This window comes from Agrobacterium sp. CG674 (assembly GCF_053521645.1).
Genome location: NZ_JBNWDZ010000010.1, coordinates 61,103 through 79,556 on the forward strand (window position 1 = coordinate 61,103; position 18,454 = coordinate 79,556).

An 18,454-nucleotide genomic window follows, 5' to 3' on the forward strand; every position below is an offset into this window, starting at 1 on the left:
GTCAGATCCAATCGATAACGGTGTAATTTAGGACGTAGGGCCAGTCCGGCATTTCGGGTTCGAACATGCCATAGTTGTTTTCCATACCCTGATGGAACTGAAGGAGATTGCGCGACTGCGGATTGAGGTAGAGCATCCATTCGGCGCTACCGGCGGCATAGGTGATCTCGGTGCCACAGATACCAAATCCCATTGCGCATAGCCCCTTTCCCTCCATGATCAGGAGAGGCATGGAAGAGAACGTCTTGGGCAGAGGGATCGTCGCCGTCCAACTGGTGTAAAAACCCATTGGAGGAGGAACGGTTACGTTAAGCTGCCCTCGGATAAGCCGACGCGTGGTGGATAAGCCAGACTGGAAGAGCAGATCACCGGGACCAGCCGTCAGCACATCGACACCAGGCTTTGAAATCTTCAGACCTTCGGTATTGAGAAGAACACGATTGGCCATCAGTTTGCGCCTTTCAAGGTGATCACCATGTAGTTGACGGGCGTTGTATAATTGCTCGTATTGCCGCGCGTTATGCGGATGGTGGTGAGATTTGGATATGAAACCACAGCGCCTGGCGTGGGCGACAGCCAGCTATAATCAAGCACGATCCGGGGATACTCGCCTGTGGACGGCACGGGAATATCGATGAACGAAGCTGTGCCCCAGACGACCACTCCAGACTGAATGATCTGGAGTGACTTGGAGCCGAACATGATCAGCATACCGTTGAAATCGCCGGTGAGCACATCGACGCCAGGCTTCGACACCCAAATGCCCATGGAGCCATTGCGATTGCCCAGGAGGATTCTATTGACCATCTGTCGGATTCCTCATGATGGCATATCGAATGATGCCGCTACCGGTATTTGCGCCGCCCATCTTGAAGAGACGAATGTAGGAGGTGGTCGTCAGACTGGCGATACGGTTTTGATCAGCCCAATTGGAATAGGTGTTACCGTCAGGCGAATACCAGCGATAGACGATGGGCTTGAAACCGAGATCGTGCGGAATATCCCAGGACGACCAGCCGGCGACATTGATCGCGCCCTCGGCGTAGATATTGAAGGTCTCAGCCCAGCGGCTATCGAACACGACCTGCGAAGGATTGAGGTTGGGATCAAGCACGTTGTATCCAGGCTTCGAGATCCGAAGCACGAACGTATTGTCAAAAGCGCCAAGAACTACACGGTTAGCCATAAGTAAATGCTTACTTACTACTAGCCGTGTAGTCAAGGTTTAGGTGTCGTCAGCGATCAAAATACGCCGATTATTGAGGTCAACCTGCATCTTGGAGTCATTCGATCGGAGCAGTCCCGAAACGATTGTGCCGATGTTTGCCGAGATTGAGGAGAGGCTGGTCACGGTCATGGTCTCAGCTGTGACAGCGCCCGCCTTCAGGTGTTCAGTGTCGATGCTCTGGGTCTTGAGCTGACCACCATCAATGATCGTGCGGCCGTAACTAGCGAACAGGAAGATCGTGCCCCTGTAAGTCGCCAGGATTACGTTATTGTCGCCGTTAGCAGTGGCAAAGGAAGTCGTGGACGAAATCGTCGTCGCGCCCTTGACCCAATACAGATAGATCGCGCCTGCAGACCACAATACATTCGAGGCGGCGATTGTGCGCGAGACTGACGCGCCAGTGTCATCTGTGTAGGCGATCGAACCAGCCGTCCACGAGACCCGGTTTGCGGACGGGCTATTGTGCTCAAAGGTGATGCCATCGATGGTGATGCCACGCATACCGATGACGGCAGTGTTTGCAGCCAGCGAGTTGGCAGCAACCGCGCCACCATTGATCTTCGTCAGATCACCAGCGCGGCGCCAGTCGGACAGCAACGTATCGCCCTGAATGCGGATGACGCCCGGATCGATGAGTGTGACGCCCTGATTGACGCGACTGGCAGGATCGTTCGCCCACTCCTTGATGGAATTGAGAGAGCTACCTCCGACCTGGATCGTGCCAGCCAGAACACCATCAGCCTCGATCTGACCTGCCTTTACCGAGACAATCTTGGCAGACGTGATCACAGCGTCCTTGAGCTGGAGCGTGTTGGTGATAATCGCGTCGTTGACCACGAGCTGAGCAGCGCCAACCGTGCCCGCCAGAATATTGTTGCCGTCCTGGATAACCTTGCCGTCAGCCATCTGAACGTCAGTGCCACCACGGTAGACGGCGATCGGATATCCGTTGCTCGTGAAGATCGTAGCGATCGAGGTCGTGGTGCGGAGCGTCGTCTCGCCCTCGACGTAATAGAGGTAGAGCGTGCCAGCGGTCCATGTTGCCGCACCTGTTGCAACATTTGCGGTCGTTGTGCCAGCAGTCGGTGAGCCTACACCTACAGTGAAGGCAGACCATGTCACGCGATTGGTAGACGGCTGATTTGGCGTCAGCGTCAGGCCAGAGATCGTCATCCGCTTGGCATCAGGTAGCGCAGCAGTCTTGGCAGACTTGGCATCCGTAAGGTCGGATCTGTTACCCGAAGTATCAACGGCACGGAGCCAGAAATAGCGCTCGACCTGGTTATCAAGACCGGTGCGGGCAAAGGACGCACCGAGGGCCTCGCCGACAACAGTTGCATCGGCTGCAACATTGGTGACGCCTTCCAAGATCTCGATGAATGCCAGGTCGGTGTCAGGCGGATTGACCCACTCCAGCCAGAACGAAGTCAGACCAGCAACAAGATTGAAACCGGTCGGAACCGCAGGCGGAGTCGTGTCGCGGACCGCGGTGTGCGTAATCTCGGCAGTGTATCCCGAAGAATTGGCATTCTTGTCGCGTGCGCGCAGCTGGATCGTGTATTCGATCCCTGAAACAGCGTCGAACTCATAGGGGCCATTGACGACAGGAATAGACACGAAGTTGCCCGCGCCCTGCTTGATGAGCAGATCGTAGCCAGCCAGGTCTGTTTCAGCGTTGGCGTCCCAGGTGACAGTGACGCGGGCGCGGCCGTTCACAAGCTCAGATGTGGCCTGGAGGCCAGCCGGCATTGCTGGCGGTGTGATATCAGCGCCATCGCTGAGCGTGGTGACAGAAAAGACAGAAGACCAATTCAGATCCGTCTTTCCGAAAGCGTCATAGGCCGCAATGCGGAAATAGTAGACGGTTTCCGGCTCACCGGGAATGGTGAGCGGATTGATCGTGCCTTCGTAGAGCGGCTCTGCTGTGATGGGCAGACTTGAGGAGTTGGAGCGCAGGATAATGACGCCGGCGTAATCCAGATCGTCCGGCTGAACGTAACCCATGAAGATCGAAGAGCCCGCAACCTGGTAGGACGGCGCGATCGCCGAGGGCACAGGGTTGGTGAAGACCTTGAAGACAGGGTCAGACGTGCGCCCAAACACATCAGAGACAGTGACTTCGACACGCACGGAACGCGTCGGCACGCTGTGGCCGAGCTTTTCGCAGTCAGCCTTATTCGACAGGAAGTCGTAGACGTAGACCTGATTGACGGTGCGCTCAGAGCGCAGCAGTTCACCCGTCGTGCCATGATAGACGCGAACGATGTTGTGGCTGTAGTGCGGCGACGTGACATTCTCGACCTCGCCTGTCGCAGACAGGGCAAAGTTGTTCTTCCAGCGAACCTTGAGATCTGTGCCGGTGAAGTTGAGGCTGGTCGGATCATCTACCAGCTCGAGATCGGTTACGGTCGGCGCAGGATAGCCTTCAGGACCGGCCGCGTCATATTCAATGGTGGCCGCTTCGGACATTATGCCGGTGTAGCCAACGGTCTGGACGTAGAACTTGTAGATGCCGCCTGTCGTGGTCAGCAGCTCCATGAACGAGCCGGAGGTCGTGCCCAGCGTAAAGCTCTCACCATCAGGCGTATCGACAGCGACAATGAAGCCGCGCGCCAGGAAGCTTTCCGGAGCGGTCCACGAGAGGGTCAGGGAGTGATAGTTCTGCCCGCCCGAGATATAGCCAGTCTCACGAACAAGAAGGTTCGACGGCGGAACAGCAGTCTTTGACGGGCGCTCGTAAGGAAGAGGCTCGAAAATAATACCCTCTTCAACGCGGGCATACTTCTGCGGATCATGGAACAGCGCCGTGATCTTGAAGACGTTGGTTTCGGCCTCCTCAACAGTCAGGACGCGGTAGAGACGCGGCGCAATGTCAGTGCCGACGATCGTCCACAGCGCATCGGGATTGGCCGTCTTGCTGTAAGCGGAAGACACGCGCACCGTGCGCTCATCCAGGAAAGCCAGAATAGGCTTCGTCTCGATTGAGCCATCAGGGAACGTCAGCATCAGCTGATAGGTCTGCCCTTCATTCCACTCGAAGTCATAGTCGAGCTCGATCTGGAGAGCCTTGTGCGAGACGATGCGGCCGCCGGAGCGGACGTTGGACTTGCGAGGATCCGAGACAGCGATGATCTCACCAGGCTTCAGCTCGGCATGATCCCACGCGGCAGAGTAGGTCAGCGTGTCGGTTTCGTGCTGTTCGGTGTCGATGACCCACTTGCCATGGCGATGTGCCAGGCCGCGCGAGGTGCAGCCTGTGAGCTGGAGGCTCTTGTCACGCCAGCCATACTTGTGCAGCAACGTGCTATCGATGACGACTTCGGTGTCAGCGCGATAGAAATCGTCGGGGTTGTTCCACTTGATCATGACGACCGAATGGCGCGCCTTCAGCGCTGTGCCGCCATATTCGAAGTCGCCACCGATGACGTTCGCAGGCGTGACAAGGCGCACAGGGTCGGCAGGCATATCGGCGGTCGCGTAGACCTGGCCCATTGCCCAATAACCCATGCCGCGCCACGCCTTCGTGATCGACTGGAGAACGAAGAAGGCTTCATCCTTGGTGTTGATGACGCCATTGAACGTGAAGCGCGGCTCCAAGATATCGTCGCCGGTGTCACCGTTCTTGTAGCCGCTCTTGACGGGCTGATCGCAATACTGCGCGATGGTGTAGAGCGACCACTTGTCCACGATCTCAGGCTTGATGAACTCGCCGAGGCCGTAGCGGTCATTGATGAGGAGATCGTAGAACACCCAGGCCGGATTGTTCGTCCAGGCGATCTTCCAGGTGCCGTCCCAGATGCCCATGTAGACACGGTTTTCCGGGTCGTAGTTCGAAGGCACGTTAACAAGCAGACCCTTGACGTGGTAGGCACGAGGCGGAATGCTCGAGCCCATTTCCTCGGCATTGCCCTCGATCGCGATGGCAGCGGTGTGGGGATAGATGAACTTGCCCTCGACGAGGGTGATGTAGCCTTCCCAGAAGGTGTCGTTCTGGAGCTTGTCGTCGGTGCTGTCGGGTGTGATGCGGCGAACAGCAACGTCCCAGGGCGCGCCACCGGCAGGCAGAGGAATGCGGTGCGCAAGCTGGGACGGCGACAGGGCCTTCTCGTTGTCGAGCGAATGCACCAGCACTTCCTGCCAGGTGCCGTTGTAGGCGCGGACATCGATGGCGTAGGAGACCGAGGTAGACTTCAGGCCGCCCTTGTCATCCTGGCGCACAAGCGAGGGAATACGCATGATGATGCGGACTGCATCAACGTTCTCGTCAACGATGGTGCGCACTGTGCGACCGAGTGCTGAACGGACCTGAACTTCGACGCTGGTCGGGCTCTCGACGGCGTTGTGACCATTGAAGTAGCCCTCATCCGGCAGACCGACGTGCTGGGTCCAGGTGACTTCCTTGAAATTGTAGGTGCCGTCGTCATTGAGCAGGCGCGTCTGGTCGAAGAAGATGGACTTCTCGCCATTCACGAGACCATGGATCGGACCCTCGGAGATCGCCTCGATGATATTGAAGCGGGCACGCGAGCGCAGCGTGTTCTTGTCATTGGACGCGCCACCGCCGCCACCCTTGCCACCGCCGCCACGACCCGAGATCCGGATCGGCTGTGCATGGACGAGTTCGTTGGTTGCGAGCGCTGTGCCGCCGTGAAAGTCGATCACTTCTTGCCTCCGGAGCCTACAGAGCCGCCACCAGAGCCGGTCACTGCGATACGTTCGATATCGACGCCGCCTGAAATCAGGTGGCCGCCGGTGATGACCTCGCCGTAGACGAGAGGAACAGGGTTGCCCTGGTCATGCGTGTTTCCGGGTCCGGACGTTGTGAAGGAGGTCGAGCCGTCTTCCTCTTCGGCCTTCTCTTCAGGCGTCAGCAGGGATGAGACGCCAGCCAGCGCAACAGCGGCGCCAAACATGGCAACCTGCGTGCCTGTGATGCCGCCGAGCAGACCGCCAGAACCGATCGCAGCGGACAGGCCAGCACCAGCAGTCAGCGCGAACGCTGCGCCGATGAGAACCACGCCGAGGATGACCTTGAGCAGACCGCCGCGCTTGGAGCCGGCGATGAAGGGGACGATATGAAGATCACCCTTTCGACCGAGATTGAAGGCAGCGATCTGACCTTCATCGAGGTCCATGCCGCGATCGACATCATCACCACGCACGATGTGCCAGGCACCGTCGCGGATATCCTTCATGAAGGTCGGGAAATTGGCAGACAGCGCGCGGATAGCTTCGCCGGCCGTGTTGACCTCGAGGCTGAATTCTTCGCCGTATGTCTTTGCCAGTGCGCCGTGAAGGATGATCTTACGCATCAGCAGGCACTCCAGCGTAGCGGAGCCACATGCCGGCCTGACGACCCCAGACACCAGCAGGCTCGCGGCGCGAGAGGCGCTGCGGCAGATGATGAACGATGAGGTCGTTACCGACGAGAACGCCGCCATGGTTGAACTTCGGCGAGCGGATCTTCATCAGCCAGACATCGCCAGGCTTGGGCTCCTTGGTCTCAACGAAACCAGCCTTGGCGAAATTCTCTATGTAGAGGTCGCTGTCGCCTTCCCACCAGGCATCTTCGCGAGGCATGTGCATCAGTTCGATGGGCTCATAAGGCCAGCCCGGAATGCCCTGCTCTGCGAGCTTGTCCTTACCGAGCGCGTAAACGTCCTTGATGACCGCGTAGCAGTCCGTGACGCCGTGCATGAAGGAGCGGCCGACGATGTCAGGGATTGGCGTGTCGCCACCCCACACAACGGGCTCATTGGAGACACGTTCGTCGTCAAGCGCGAAGATCGCCCACGCCTTGCCGGTCAGCACCTGGCCTTCCATGTCAGCCTTGGACGGATAGAACGGACCATCAGGATGCGAATGGACAACCATTTCGACCTGCTTGGAGAACTTGGCGTAGACCTTTGGATTGATCTCGAATGCGCACAGTCGGCAGCCGCAATCCTTATCGGCCTCGTTATGGCCGTCAGGATCGCTCGCGACGTTTGTGCAGGCGATATACTTGCCGCCTACGATCAGGCCGCAGCTTTCTTCCGGGTAGCAGGCGCGTGCGTGCGTCTTGGCATCGGCAAATGCCAGTGCAAACTTATTCATCAGGAGATCCTCTGGACGCCAGGAAAGCCGCCGAATGGCAGCGGATTGGAGCGACCGAAGCGCGCACGGCAGCACCCAAGACGGCGCGAAGGCACGTCGAGAGCGGGATTGCTTACGGGCTGATCGTTGATGTCGAAGGACTGAGAGCCGGCGTAGGGGCACTGAGCCTTGGAATAGTCGAAGTTGCCTGTTGAGCCGTTGTAGAAGCGGTAGCGCCACAGGCAGGTGTTGCGAATGATTGTGCGGCCGGGAAGCGTCTTGCCTTCCTGGTCGATCGAAGCTGAGAGCTCCCACTCCACGAAGACGCCGTTTTCGGAGGTCTTGCGCTCAAAGCGGAAAATGTCTGGGCCAAAGAATGCTTCCGGGTCAGCATCGGGCTGGCCGTCGAGGAAGCGCGTGTAGGTGCGGATGCGATAGAGCGTGCAGCCGAGCAGCTCGCCATAGGTGGAGACCAGAGCCTGAGCCATGCCGTCGATGTTGGAAACACGAATGATGGGCGTCGGTAGAGCGCCAACGCCAGACGTTTCGAGCCCTTCGAACTGCACGTCGATTGGCTGATATTCGACATCGCCGAATGATACGGGGCCATCGTTCTGGCTGCCCATGACGAAGTGCATCAGCGGTCCACCCATCGGCGTCGTGTCGAGGGTGAACAGGCTGACGATACCTGATGGGGATAAGCTCTGGGCTTCAGACTGGATCAAAATTGGGCCTCATGATTGAAACCCAATTGTAAGTAAACACTTACTTACATGCAATGGAGAAAATAAGTATTTACTTACTTCTGATTTGTGAATGACTGGATGAAGGTCGCCTTGACGCTCCAAAGACCTTCGTCGGTGTCAAACTCCCACTCCTTGCACGTCCACTTCACCGCCGAGGTGTTGCCGAACGCCTTGTAGTAGAACGGCTTGTTGCCCATCATTCGCTCAAAGAAGCCGGTGATCTCCTCCATCTGCTCGGTCGTCAGAACGTCCCAGGTGAGCGAGACAGACTTCTTGATGTGGTTGATGCCCTTCGGGGTTGACTGCGAATAGCCATCCCCGAATTCGGCTTCCCAAAGGTTGACCGTAGGCTTGTGACCGGTTCCAGGCGAGGGACCGATCGGTGGTTCAAAGGTTGGCAATGCCATTATCGGCTCCTCGAGTTTGCAAAGTTGCCCGGACGGCTCTGCTTGCGCATTTCATCGGCAATCTTTCCGGAGATCATTCCGTCGAACTGCTTTGCCATCTTGTTTGCCAGGTCGTTGTTCTGTTCTGGCGTGCCACCGGACGCGTTGACCGTGACCGGAGCGTTGACCATGACCGACTGGTTCTGCATGAAGCCGCCCATTGCGCCCATCTGCTCAGGGGTGAAGACGCCCTCGCCCTTCTGCGCGATGATCGGAACTTCAGACGGAAGCAGGCCACCCCCGATGATGCCGCCGGTGTGGAACTTCGGTGCATTGAGGAACGCAGCGCCGGTGGCGAACTTGTGAGCGCCCGTGCCGGAGCCTACGAGGCCGCCGGTGTGGCGCGTCGGAACCAGGCCACCCTTCTTGCCGCCGGTCGCAACCGTCGTTGCAGCCTTCTTGAGGCCACCGCCGCTACCCTTGGAGCTGGTAGCACCGCCCTTACCCTGCATCATCGTGGACATCATATACTTGACGCCCATGTTCACGACGTCCTTCAGGATGCCGTTGATGACAGACTTGAGATCGCCGGTGCCCATGATGAGGTCGGTGATGCCACCGGCCATGGAGTCCATCCACTTGGCGGATGCCTGGGCCATCTGTCCCTGGATATCGCGCCACTCGGTCATCTGCTTCTGAAGAGGCGAGCTTTCCTGAGCATACTTGGCGCGAACGGCAGCCTTGGCGGCTTCGAAGTCTTCAGTGATCTGGAGCGTGGACTGACCGGTCGCCTGCGCGTTCTGGATCGCAGCCTGCTGGAGACGATCAAGTTCGGCCAGTTCACGGTCACGCATGACGGCACGCGCCTGGGTCTGCGTCATCAGGCCAGTCTGGATCTCGCGCGTCTGGGCGTTCATGGCTGCGCGCTGCGTGGTCTGATCGAGCGTGGTGCGCTCATTCAGGGCCGCTGCCTTGTAGGCCAGCGCTTCGCGATAGGCAGCTGTGTCTTCGCCGTATGCAGCCTTGACGTTGTCGAGGTAGCTGTCGAGCTGGGTGCGCAGTGAACGCAGCGCAGAGCTTTCGGGCTTGTAGTCGGGATTTGCGGCCAGCTTCTGCTGCTCGGCGATCTGACGGTTGATCTCGAGGCGGTCTTCGGCAAGCTTTTCCAGATCGCGCTCGGAAGCCTTCTTGGACTTCGTCTTGTCGGCCATCTGGGTTTCGATGCGGTCAAGCTCGCGCATAGCGGCAAGCAGCGGCTGGTATTCAGCAGCGCTGACGCTGCGGTTCTTACCGAGGCTGCCGGACGTGATATCGTTGACCAGCTGGGCTTCGTTCTTGCCGAGCTTTTCAGTCTCAGCAGAGACCGCCTTGGTCTTCTCCGCGATCTTGTTGAGGTAATCGACGCGCTTCTGCTCATCGAGGCCGGTGTTGGCGGCATCTTCGCGGGTCTTGAGGTCTTCGACTTCCTTACGGACGCGCGCCGTCGCCGCAGCACGATCTTCGATCAGCGCGTTCTGGGCAGCCAGTGTTGCTTCGCTGTTATACGTCGGTAGCGCAGGCAGACCGAGACCAGCGCCCGGATGCGGCTGAGAAGCAGGTGCAGCAGACTGCTTGCTGTTCTGAACGCCGCCCTTCCACTCGAAGTGCATGGCGTCCTTGACTGACTTCCAGTCGCCACCCCAGGACAGACCCCACTTGGCGGCCATTTCACGAATGTTGGCAGGCATATCCGTGATGAGGTTCTTACCCATCGGGTTCTTGCCGGGATTGATGTCGATCGCGTTGCCGAAAGCGTGCTCGGACAGCGTGGTGCCGCCGCGCTTGTTGCGCACGTTGTGACCACCAAGACTGTTGATCTTGTAGCCAGAGCCTACCAGGTCATCGAGGAAACCCTTGAATGCTTCAGCAGCTGCCTTGTGAACCTGCACGGTCATGCCATTTGCGGCCATGATCGACGTGATGTTCTGTTCCTTCCAGCCGGCCTGGCGCGGATCGCCGAACTGGCCCATGTTCTTGGACATGAGATTGGATCCGGAGGTCGGCATTCCGGAGAAGCCCATCATGCCCTGGATCGCGCTCTGGAAGTTGCCATTCAGGTTCGTCGGCATACCGGCGCCGATCTGGCTGAAGTCCAGACCACTCAGCGCAGTGCCGATCTCACCCAGCGTATCGCGCAGGGTGACAAGCTTACCCGTCGTTGCGTCAATGCTGGCGCCAGTCTGGGTGCCGAAGGTGTTCTCGCGGCTGACTGTGCCGATCTGATTGAGCGTCGTGCCCTGCAAGTCGAGCGCGGACGTAACGTCCATGACAGCTTCACGGATCTTGTCGATAGGACCGAGGCCGGGATAGAAGCCTTCCTCGAGCTTGAGGAGAAGCTCCTCCGTTTCGGTCATTTCGTCGCCGCCGGCCTGGCGCTTCTTCAGCTCGAATTCCTTGTTCAGGATATTCTGGCGAACGGTGGCGATATCCTGGATGGCCTTCTTTTCGCCCTTCATCAGAGCGTCGAGGACTTCCTTCTCTGTCGCCGCTGCCATCAGCGATGCGTGCAGATCCTTGGTTGCCTGTGTCGCGCCTTCGATCTGGCCGTAATCACCGCGCTGGATCTGCTGCCACATCACAGCTGCGCCGCCGGAGACGCCCGACATTTCAGCCTTCAGCTTGACGACATCATCCTGAAGGCTTTCGAGGTTCTGACCGCCCTTCTTGACCGCAGCGTCATCGTTAACGGGCTTCATGGTGAGAGGCACGCCGGTCGGCAGGGTCAGATTGCGATAGTTGTCAGCCTCAGCCAGGTAGCGGGCCTGGACACGGCCGATCTGGGCGTCGAGGATCCGCTGTTCGTTGGCAGCGGCAGTCTTGCGCTTTTCCTTGAGAGCTGTCTCTTCCTTCAGGTAGATATCCTGAAGCTCCTTGGACTGCTGCTGCGCGATCTCCAGGATCCGCTTCTTTCGGTTCTCCTGAACATCAACGTCGCTCTTGCTGTCCTTGGCACGGTCGGCCTGAAGCTTGTTAAAATGCTCCTCGGCATTCATCTGCGCTTCGCGGTAGCGGTTCTGGGCCGCTTCGACATCGTTCTCGATGCGACGGTCCATTGCGGAGATTGCCTTTTCCTCTTCCTGCTTTGCGGCAGAGAGATAGAGACCAGCGCGGTCAGCGCGAACCTGGGCCAGCTCCTTCTGGAGTTCCTTGGTCTGCTCTACGCGGTCGTAGCGGCTCATCGTGCGGCCGGAGTTCTGAACGCGACGAAGGCGCTCCTCGAGCTGCTTTTCGTAAGCTTCCGACATGCGCTTGACTTCATCGCGCGTGGCATTGCCGTAGTTCTTGACCTCTTCGTAGCCCTCCTTCACCTTGTTGGAGAACCAGCCGAAGTAGTTGCCGGCCGTGTAGACGGCGATGCCGATTGCAGCGACCCAGGGAGCGACCGCTGCAAAGCCCGTCGCTAGCGCAGACAGGCCGAGAGAGCCCGCACGCAGACCCGCAGACAGGCGCACAAGCGCAGGTGCGCCCGAGTTGACGGTCAGTGTGTAGAAGCTATGGGCAGCTGCTGCGGCCTGTGCCTGAGCTGCTACCCCTACGAATGATGCGCGCAGGGTGCCGATCGCAGACGTGAAAGTCCCAATACCGCGAATGACAGCCATGCCGCCGAATGCGACAGCTCCGGCGACTGCAAGATCCTGAAGCAGGTGACGCATTTCAAACAGGACCGAGACGGTCGAGCGGATCCAGCCGATGGTGGTAGAGAGCCCCTGTCCCATCTGGGTCGCGAACTTGTTGGCGCTGTCAGACTGCAGGAACTGATTGATCTCGATGAGCTGCGTCTTGACCTGATCGAAGAAGCCTCGGCCGCCTTCGTTGGTCGCAAGATTCTGCAGGTTCGTATAGAGCTGCGACACCTGACCGGAGAACGTCTGCATCATACGCTGGGCAGCGCCGCCATAGGAGCGCTCGAGCTCCTGATAGAAGCCGTCAAGCGAGCGCTTGCTTTCGACACGACCGGTCGAGATCGCCTTGGTCAGCTCTGCAATGGAAACACCCATGGAACGCGCCATGAGCTGCATGGCCGCAGGCATGGATTCGCCGAGCTGCTGACGCATTTCTTCCATCTGGATGACGGACTTACCCGACATCTGGGTGATACCCATGACGACACGGTTGAACGCCTGATCGTCGCCACCGAAGGACGCGATACCGTCAGCCAGGGCGCGCAGGGATCCATTCATAGGATCGGTGCCCGTAACCTTCAGCTTTACGAATGCGTTGGTGATAGTGCTCATCGCGAACGGCATCTGCTTTGCCTGCTCGCGGAGATAATTGACGCTACGTGTGGCATCCGCGAACGGATCCTTGGCCGTAGACATGGCCTTCATCTGATAGGTCAGGCGCTCCATTTCGGCGTTGACCTTGATGATCTGACCGACGAAGCCGTTCGATACCTGAGAGATCGCGCCGATACCCATCGACACCAGACCGGTGACAATCGACACGTCGCGCAAAGTGGAGAGGAAGCCCTTGGTGGCGCCGTCAGCCTTCGCCATACCAGTGACGATCGAGCCACTATGTGAGGCCAGAGCGGCAAGCCGAGGATTGGTTCGGATGAGCTGCTGGTTAAACTCGTTGACGCTCTGGCCGGCGCGCAGCATTCCGGTCGTAAACGAACCGTCGGCCAGCTGGAGTTCAACGCGAATAGTGCTCATTTAAACCAATCCTAAGTATGTGTTTACTTACATCACGCGGCCGCTAGAAACGCGAGCCTTCAGTGCCTGTAGACCCGCCCTATCGAACTCAGGATCAAGACCGGTGTCAGGATCGACCACGAGCACCTTTGGCGTGTGGGGCTTCCAGACGTAGACCTGACCAACAGTCTTCACGAGCTTCTCGCTGACCATCTTGTAGCCCTCCTGGGAGGTCACGGAGGCCAGCATTTCCATCTGATTGAGGCGATCGGCCGCCTCAATCCTGTCGATCTGGTTGGCGAGGAACCAGAAGCGCTTCACACTGAGCGCCATGAGATCGTTGACGGACATTCCGTAGACCTGAAGGCACTTGGCAAACAGGTATCCGATGTCCAGTTCGACTAGCTCGCCGGCTGGACGTTTCCCGAGGCGTTTGCGTCCGCGACTTCCTGTTCGTCAGTCGAAACCACTTCACCGTTCACGCCACGGGCGATCTCGGAGAGGTTCTGGATCTGCGACAGTGTCCACTTGCGCACCTGGTCTTCAGTGAGCGTCGGGAATGCGCGAGTGATGATTCCCACGCCTACTTCAATCTCCGCGATCGGGGATGCGTCCAGGCCAAGTGCCTCGACTGCCTTCATGTTCTGGATGAAGGTTTCGACCGTGGCCTCTGCCATCGGATGCTTCACGCCGTCGATAACGACGATGACGAGGGGTTCCTTAACGAGGCTGTCGAAATTGATAATCTTGGTCATGGGACACTCTTTCACTGAGAGGAGTTATTTGGAAAAAGAAGGCCGACGCCCGTGGATGGGTCGCCGGCCAGCTGGAGGGAACTTTGAACCGCTATTAGGCGGTGGCAGTTACGTCGCCGACCACGAAGAGGCTGGCATCTGCGCCAGCGTAGCCCTTGAAGACGGAGTTGAAGACGCGCTCGTTGTCGAACTGGTAGGCGAAGTTCATCGCACCAGGGCACATCGCGCGCAGGATGGTGAAGTCGTCTTCGCCGTTTGTGCCCTTGGGGCGCAGGACGAGAGTCTTCGCAAGCTTCAGGAGCGACGTGTTAACGCCGGTGGAGACAGCAACCTTTGCCTTCGTGCTATCGACGCCGCCGGTGAGCGGAACAGTCGTAACGTTGGCGGCAGTGGCAACAGTCTTGGCGATCGGGCCGTTATGATCCGCACCGCGGTTCTTGCCAGTGATCGTGACCACGGGGCCAACAGCAACAGCCGTGTAGGAGATAACCGAAGCGTTGATCTTGATCGCAAGCGCAGCAGCAGCCGCAGCGATCGTCGCCGGAATGTCCATGTCGTTGATCGTGACGGGCACGGTCTTGAACGTAAAGTCCACGCCAGCGATCGTCACCTTGTCGCCGTTGACAGGGGCAGCAGTGGAAAACGTGACAGAGCCAGAAGCCTTTGCGCCGTCCGAAACGAGTTCGGAGCCAGGCATAATGGCAACCAGGTTGTCGAGGGTCGTTTCAGCGAGCGGAACAGTCGCCTGGACCGTGCGGCCGGTAATGATTTCATCGATAGGGGTGTCGCCCAGCTGATCGACGGTTACTTCGTGCGTGGACGTGGCAACTTCAACTTCGACGCCGCCCTTGGTGAAACCAAGGTCAACTCCGTCGAAAAGAACGCTGCACACGCCGAGCTTTACGTTCTCGGTGGACGAGGCCATGCGGTATCTCCTTTGATGCGCATCATTCAGAATGAACGATGTAAGTAAGCATTTACTTACAATAACGCATTTAGGCTTGACATAGCAACCTAAAAAGTAAGTGTTTACTTACAACTAGATCACTGCTTCCAGGCGGGAACGATCCCGAATGCCGTGGTGAAGTGCTGCGACCACTCCAGGCCGTTACCCTCGAGACGCGGAAAGCGGATCGGGTAGGTCTGAGGGTAGAAGACATTGATGTGCGCCGGGCCGCGCTCATCGGTCGCCTCGTAACGCTCCGGGCTCTCAACGATCAGTGCCTTACAGACTGCGTTCGCCAAAGCTTCACCATCGACAGGGTCGGTATGGCGCGTGATGATCTGGAGCGGCGTCTTATGCCATCCCTCGATGAACGGGTCGATGTCGATACCCTGAAGCGGCGTGCGCATCATAACACCGACGACGCATTCACCAGGCATGTCGTTGAAGAACAGGGACTCGCCGGTTGTGACGAGACCTGCGGCGGCCAGCTTCTTGCCGAGAATGTCGAAAATCATGTGGTGGTCTCCTCAAGGATAATCTGATCTATGGTCGAAATCATCTGCGGCTGGATCTTCTTCTGCTCGGCCATCGCGGCGCGCGTGAGAAACCCGGAGCCGATCCGATACTTTGGATACTGGCGCATCTTCTTGCGCGTCTCCTTGCCGGGGCCATTCACGCGAATGACGTTCTCGTAATTCTCATGGATCAGGACCGCATACTGGTTCACATCGATCGGGCCGTTCTCACCCGTTTCGTTGCCATCAGGCGAGATCCCGATATCAATCTGCAGCCGCCCACGGTCGCCATAGCTGGAGAGCTGCTTAATGGCGTTCTCCAGGTTGCCCCAATCGCGCGGTGCCTGGATCTTGGCGACCCTGACAATCTCGTCGGCAGACTTGTGCATAACCTTGCGCGCGGCTTCTGGCACTCTGGTCGCCAGATTGCGCAGCTCGATCTTCACCTTCTGGAAATTGGTGGCGCGAATGTTGCCCTTCATGCCGGCACGATCTCCATTGAGCACTCAAAGTGATCCACGCCGCCCATGACCGAGCGACGGGTGTGCTTGGACTGGATCCGGTAGGTGATGTTGTCGAACTGGAAGCGGTCGCCAATTCCAATCGTGATGAGCGGCGAGACGAGGATCTTGGCGCGCATTGTTGCGATTTCATCGGCGGCTCCGCGTGAGGCAGAGCTATCGGCGCGCACGTTGGTCTTCTGCGAACCGACATCGAGGTTCACAGCGCCGAACGGGCAGTCCATCGGTTCGCCATAGATTTCACGAGCATGAACGTCGCGGCCGGTCAGCCGGGAGAGCTTGCCGATCTGGTTAGGCTGAAACATCGAGAACTCCCAAATAGGCGTTGGAATTAGGGTGGAAGAGACCGACGCGAATGTCCGAATACGAGGTGCCCTGCCCGTCCAGCCAAATCGTATCGACGTGGATCTCGACACCCTCTTCGAGCTTGAGGACGGCAGCCTGGTTGAGCCCGTGGTCGGCGATCGTCATCAGGGTCGTTTCGTTGTGAACCGACAGCATTGTCTGACGCCACAGCCCGCGAATGAACTTGGCAGACGGCGTGCGATGCGAGCGGCGATCGGTGAAAGCGAAGTTGACGGCTTCATCCGTAGTCATGCGCCAGGTCACGACGGCGGCTCGGGTGTTTAGTCGGCGTGTTCGGGCCAGCATCGACACATCAAGCACTGCCCGCTGAAGCGTCTGACGAATGTTTGCAATGTCGCGATTGATCTGAGCGACAATCTCATCGCGGATATAGCGCTGAGACTCGCTGAGGTGCGTCTGGGCGTCGATCGCGAGCAAATCGTCGTCACTGTCAGCAATTTTGCGCTTTGCGAGCCCCTGAGCTTCTACAGCGATTTCGTGAAGCTGGGATGCGATCGCATCGCCTTCACTGTCAAGATAGCTCTGGGCGATCTGATAGGCCTCGGCGACGACAGCCTGGATCTGACCACCGGTGCCAAAGTCGGGCGACGATAGCGCACGGCTGTAGAGGTGCTGCCAGGCATCCGTCAGATGCCTGTAGCGCTCGGCCGCCTGGTCGGCGTAATGGGAGAGGGTGTAAGGGATCAAGCGCGCACAGTCCTCATGTTGAAATAGACGTGGCCGACAAGCGCCTGCAAGGTCTGTGACGACACGCCGTAATCGACGCGACCGGCGCGCAGCGTGACAGAGCTCTCACCGATGGTCTCGGTGACAATGCCGGAACGATGCTTCTGACCGACGGTGTCGCCCTGGAGCATTTCATTGGCTTCCATGAACTGTGCCCGGCGCAGTGCCTTCTTGAACTTGGTCGGGAAGCCGGAATAGAGTTCAGCCGTAACCTCCTCCCACCCATCGCGGGTGATGATCTGCTCTTCGAGGATCTCGCGTGGCGCGACAGAGTTCCAGTCGGGACGCCAGCCGGTGCTAGACAGAGCGCTGTTGGGACCATAGATGGTGAACTTCATCGGGATCTGCGTGACGCGGCGGAATGCTTCAACAAGGGCTGCCTTGCGCTGATCTTCGGATGCTGTGAGCCAGCCGGTGACATTGGGCACATCAAGCGCCTGGATTTCAGCAGCCTCGTAGGACTGGAAGGTGTTCGTCATAATCTCGAGCCGCTGTTCGGACTCGATGACGTAGGAGTGCGCCCGGCGGATAGATCCAGCGGGCGTCACCAATTCGATACGCAGGATGCGCGCGGCGCGAAGTTCACCATCCGGAAGGCTGTTGAGCGCAGCCGGCACAATGACCGTCTGAGAGGTGGCGTCAGGCATCAGCTCGAGAGAACCGAAGTCCTCAAGCACTGTGTCCTCACCATCATACAGAACGGCGTTGACGGCCGTCGGGGTAACGGCCGCTCCATTCAGATCGGTGAAGTTGACGATCACCTCGACGCTGTAGTCCTCTGGATAGAACTTCAAGAGATTACTCCTCGGAAACAGCGGCCGACAGATCGCCGGTAGCGGCTGCCTTCAGCTTGGCATTGAGAGCTGCTGCTGCCTTGGACGTGGCAGGTGAGACGACTTCATCGACTTCCTCTTCGGGAACAGGCGGAAGCTCGGGAGTGATGATCTCGGCTTCAGGTGCCTTGGCCGGCAGCTCGGCGACAGGTGCAGTTGTCTTGAGCTTCTCAACCTCTGCCTCTGCCTTCTCGGACAAGCGGCGGTCCCGCGCAGCGACAGACTTCTCCTGAGCGTCGAGGATCATTTCGATCAGCGTCGGGATCGACCGGTGCTTGACATTCCACTTGGAGCCGATCTCGCGCAGACCCTTGATGCCTGACTTCTCTGCCAGCGCCTCGAGCGTTGCACGGGTTTCAAGCGGAGGAAGCTTCTTGGAAGAGGCGACCACGTTGTCGGAGATCTCCTTGGCCTTCTCAGCCTCGGTCTGACGTGCCAAGCCATCCATCTTGGGCGCACGCTCCTGGGTATCGACCAAAAGACGATACTGAGCGCCAGCAGGTGTCTCACTGCCGTCGGCGTCGATCTCGATGAACTCCATTGATGCGGCCATGCGGTCGCGGATATGACGCGGCAAGAATTCATCAGATACGCCGTCCGTAAAACGGACAGGTCCAAGAACGCCGGTGTAACCAGCCATGCGCGACGTTGCGACCTTGAGCTTCTTCATTTCCATATTAGGTT

18 protein-coding genes are annotated in these 18,454 nt (G+C 58.4%); all 18 read right to left on the reverse strand.

The window, feature by feature from the left end; genetic code table 11:
• Position 1 precedes the first annotated feature (1 nt).
• Positions 2-448: a hypothetical protein gene (locus ACQZ51_RS21080; RefSeq protein ID WP_448780267.1), complete on the reverse strand. Its 447-nt coding sequence runs from the start codon at positions 446-448 to the stop codon at positions 2-4.
• Positions 448-807: a hypothetical protein gene (locus ACQZ51_RS21085; RefSeq protein WP_448780269.1), complete on the reverse strand. Its 360-nt coding sequence runs from the start codon at positions 805-807 to the stop codon at positions 448-450. Before ACQZ51_RS21085 ends, ACQZ51_RS21080 begins: the two co-directional genes overlap by 1 nt.
• Complete coding sequence (locus tag ACQZ51_RS21090; protein WP_448780271.1) at positions 797-1,114, reverse strand: hypothetical protein; 318 nt, start codon at positions 1,112-1,114, stop codon at positions 797-799. Before ACQZ51_RS21090 ends, ACQZ51_RS21085 begins: the two co-directional genes overlap by 11 nt.
• 111 nt (positions 1,115-1,225) lie before the next feature.
• Positions 1,226-5,890, reverse strand: coding sequence for a TipJ family phage tail tip protein (gene gpJ, locus ACQZ51_RS21095; RefSeq protein WP_448780272.1), 4,665 nt, complete (start codon positions 5,888-5,890; stop codon positions 1,226-1,228).
• A complete protein-coding gene (locus ACQZ51_RS21100; protein WP_448780274.1) occupies positions 5,887-6,540 on the reverse strand; it encodes a hypothetical protein in 654 nt (217 codons plus the stop codon). The genes gpJ and ACQZ51_RS21100 overlap by 4 nt, the downstream gene beginning before the upstream one ends.
• Complete coding sequence (locus ACQZ51_RS21105; protein ID WP_448780276.1) at positions 6,533-7,324, reverse strand: Mov34/MPN/PAD-1 family protein; 792 nt, start codon at positions 7,322-7,324, stop codon at positions 6,533-6,535. Before ACQZ51_RS21105 ends, ACQZ51_RS21100 begins: the two co-directional genes overlap by 8 nt.
• Positions 7,324-8,028 carry a phage minor tail protein L gene (locus tag ACQZ51_RS21110; RefSeq protein ID WP_448780278.1) on the reverse strand — a complete coding sequence of 235 codons (705 nt, stop codon included), beginning with the start codon at positions 8,026-8,028 and terminating at the stop codon, positions 7,324-7,326. The genes ACQZ51_RS21105 and ACQZ51_RS21110 overlap by 1 nt, the downstream gene beginning before the upstream one ends.
• Positions 8,029-8,102: 74 nt before the next feature.
• On the reverse strand, positions 8,103-8,456 hold the full coding sequence (locus ACQZ51_RS21115) for a phage tail protein (protein WP_448780280.1): 354 nt from the start codon (positions 8,454-8,456) through the stop codon (positions 8,103-8,105).
• Positions 8,456-13,129, reverse strand: coding sequence for a tape measure protein (locus ACQZ51_RS21120; RefSeq protein WP_448780281.1), 4,674 nt, complete (start codon positions 13,127-13,129; stop codon positions 8,456-8,458). The genes ACQZ51_RS21115 and ACQZ51_RS21120 overlap by 1 nt, the downstream gene beginning before the upstream one ends.
• Before the next feature lie 27 nt (positions 13,130-13,156).
• Complete coding sequence (locus ACQZ51_RS21125) at positions 13,157-13,459, reverse strand: hypothetical protein (RefSeq protein ID WP_448780282.1); 303 nt, start codon at positions 13,457-13,459, stop codon at positions 13,157-13,159.
• A gap of 50 nt (positions 13,460-13,509) precedes the next feature.
• Positions 13,510-13,863: a hypothetical protein gene (locus ACQZ51_RS21130; protein WP_448780284.1), complete on the reverse strand. Its 354-nt coding sequence runs from the start codon at positions 13,861-13,863 to the stop codon at positions 13,510-13,512.
• Positions 13,864-13,957: 94 nt separating this feature from the next.
• Positions 13,958-14,788, reverse strand: a complete 831-nt coding sequence (locus ACQZ51_RS21135; protein ID WP_448780285.1) for a hypothetical protein — start codon at positions 14,786-14,788, stop codon at positions 13,958-13,960.
• A 119-nt stretch (positions 14,789-14,907) separates the two neighbouring features.
• Positions 14,908-15,324, reverse strand: coding sequence for a minor capsid protein (locus ACQZ51_RS21140; RefSeq protein WP_448780287.1), 417 nt, complete (start codon positions 15,322-15,324; stop codon positions 14,908-14,910).
• The gene (locus ACQZ51_RS21145) at positions 15,321-15,806 is read right to left on the reverse strand and encodes a hypothetical protein (protein ID WP_448780289.1); all 486 of its coding nucleotides are present in this window, start codon (positions 15,804-15,806) and stop codon (positions 15,321-15,323) included. The genes ACQZ51_RS21140 and ACQZ51_RS21145 overlap by 4 nt, the downstream gene beginning before the upstream one ends.
• Positions 15,803-16,150 carry a hypothetical protein gene (locus ACQZ51_RS21150; protein ID WP_448780290.1) on the reverse strand — a complete coding sequence of 116 codons (348 nt, stop codon included), beginning with the start codon at positions 16,148-16,150 and terminating at the stop codon, positions 15,803-15,805. The genes ACQZ51_RS21145 and ACQZ51_RS21150 overlap by 4 nt, the downstream gene beginning before the upstream one ends.
• Positions 16,137-16,898, reverse strand: coding sequence for a hypothetical protein (locus tag ACQZ51_RS21155; protein WP_448780292.1), 762 nt, complete (start codon positions 16,896-16,898; stop codon positions 16,137-16,139). The genes ACQZ51_RS21150 and ACQZ51_RS21155 overlap by 14 nt, the downstream gene beginning before the upstream one ends.
• Entirely contained in the window at positions 16,895-17,731 is an 837-nt protein-coding gene (locus ACQZ51_RS21160) for a hypothetical protein (RefSeq protein ID WP_448780294.1), read from the reverse strand. The genes ACQZ51_RS21155 and ACQZ51_RS21160 overlap by 4 nt, the downstream gene beginning before the upstream one ends.
• A 4-nt stretch (positions 17,732-17,735) precedes the next feature.
• A complete protein-coding gene (locus tag ACQZ51_RS21165; protein ID WP_448780296.1) occupies positions 17,736-18,446 on the reverse strand; it encodes a hypothetical protein in 711 nt (236 codons plus the stop codon).
• Between the last annotated feature and the right edge of the window lie 8 nt (positions 18,447-18,454).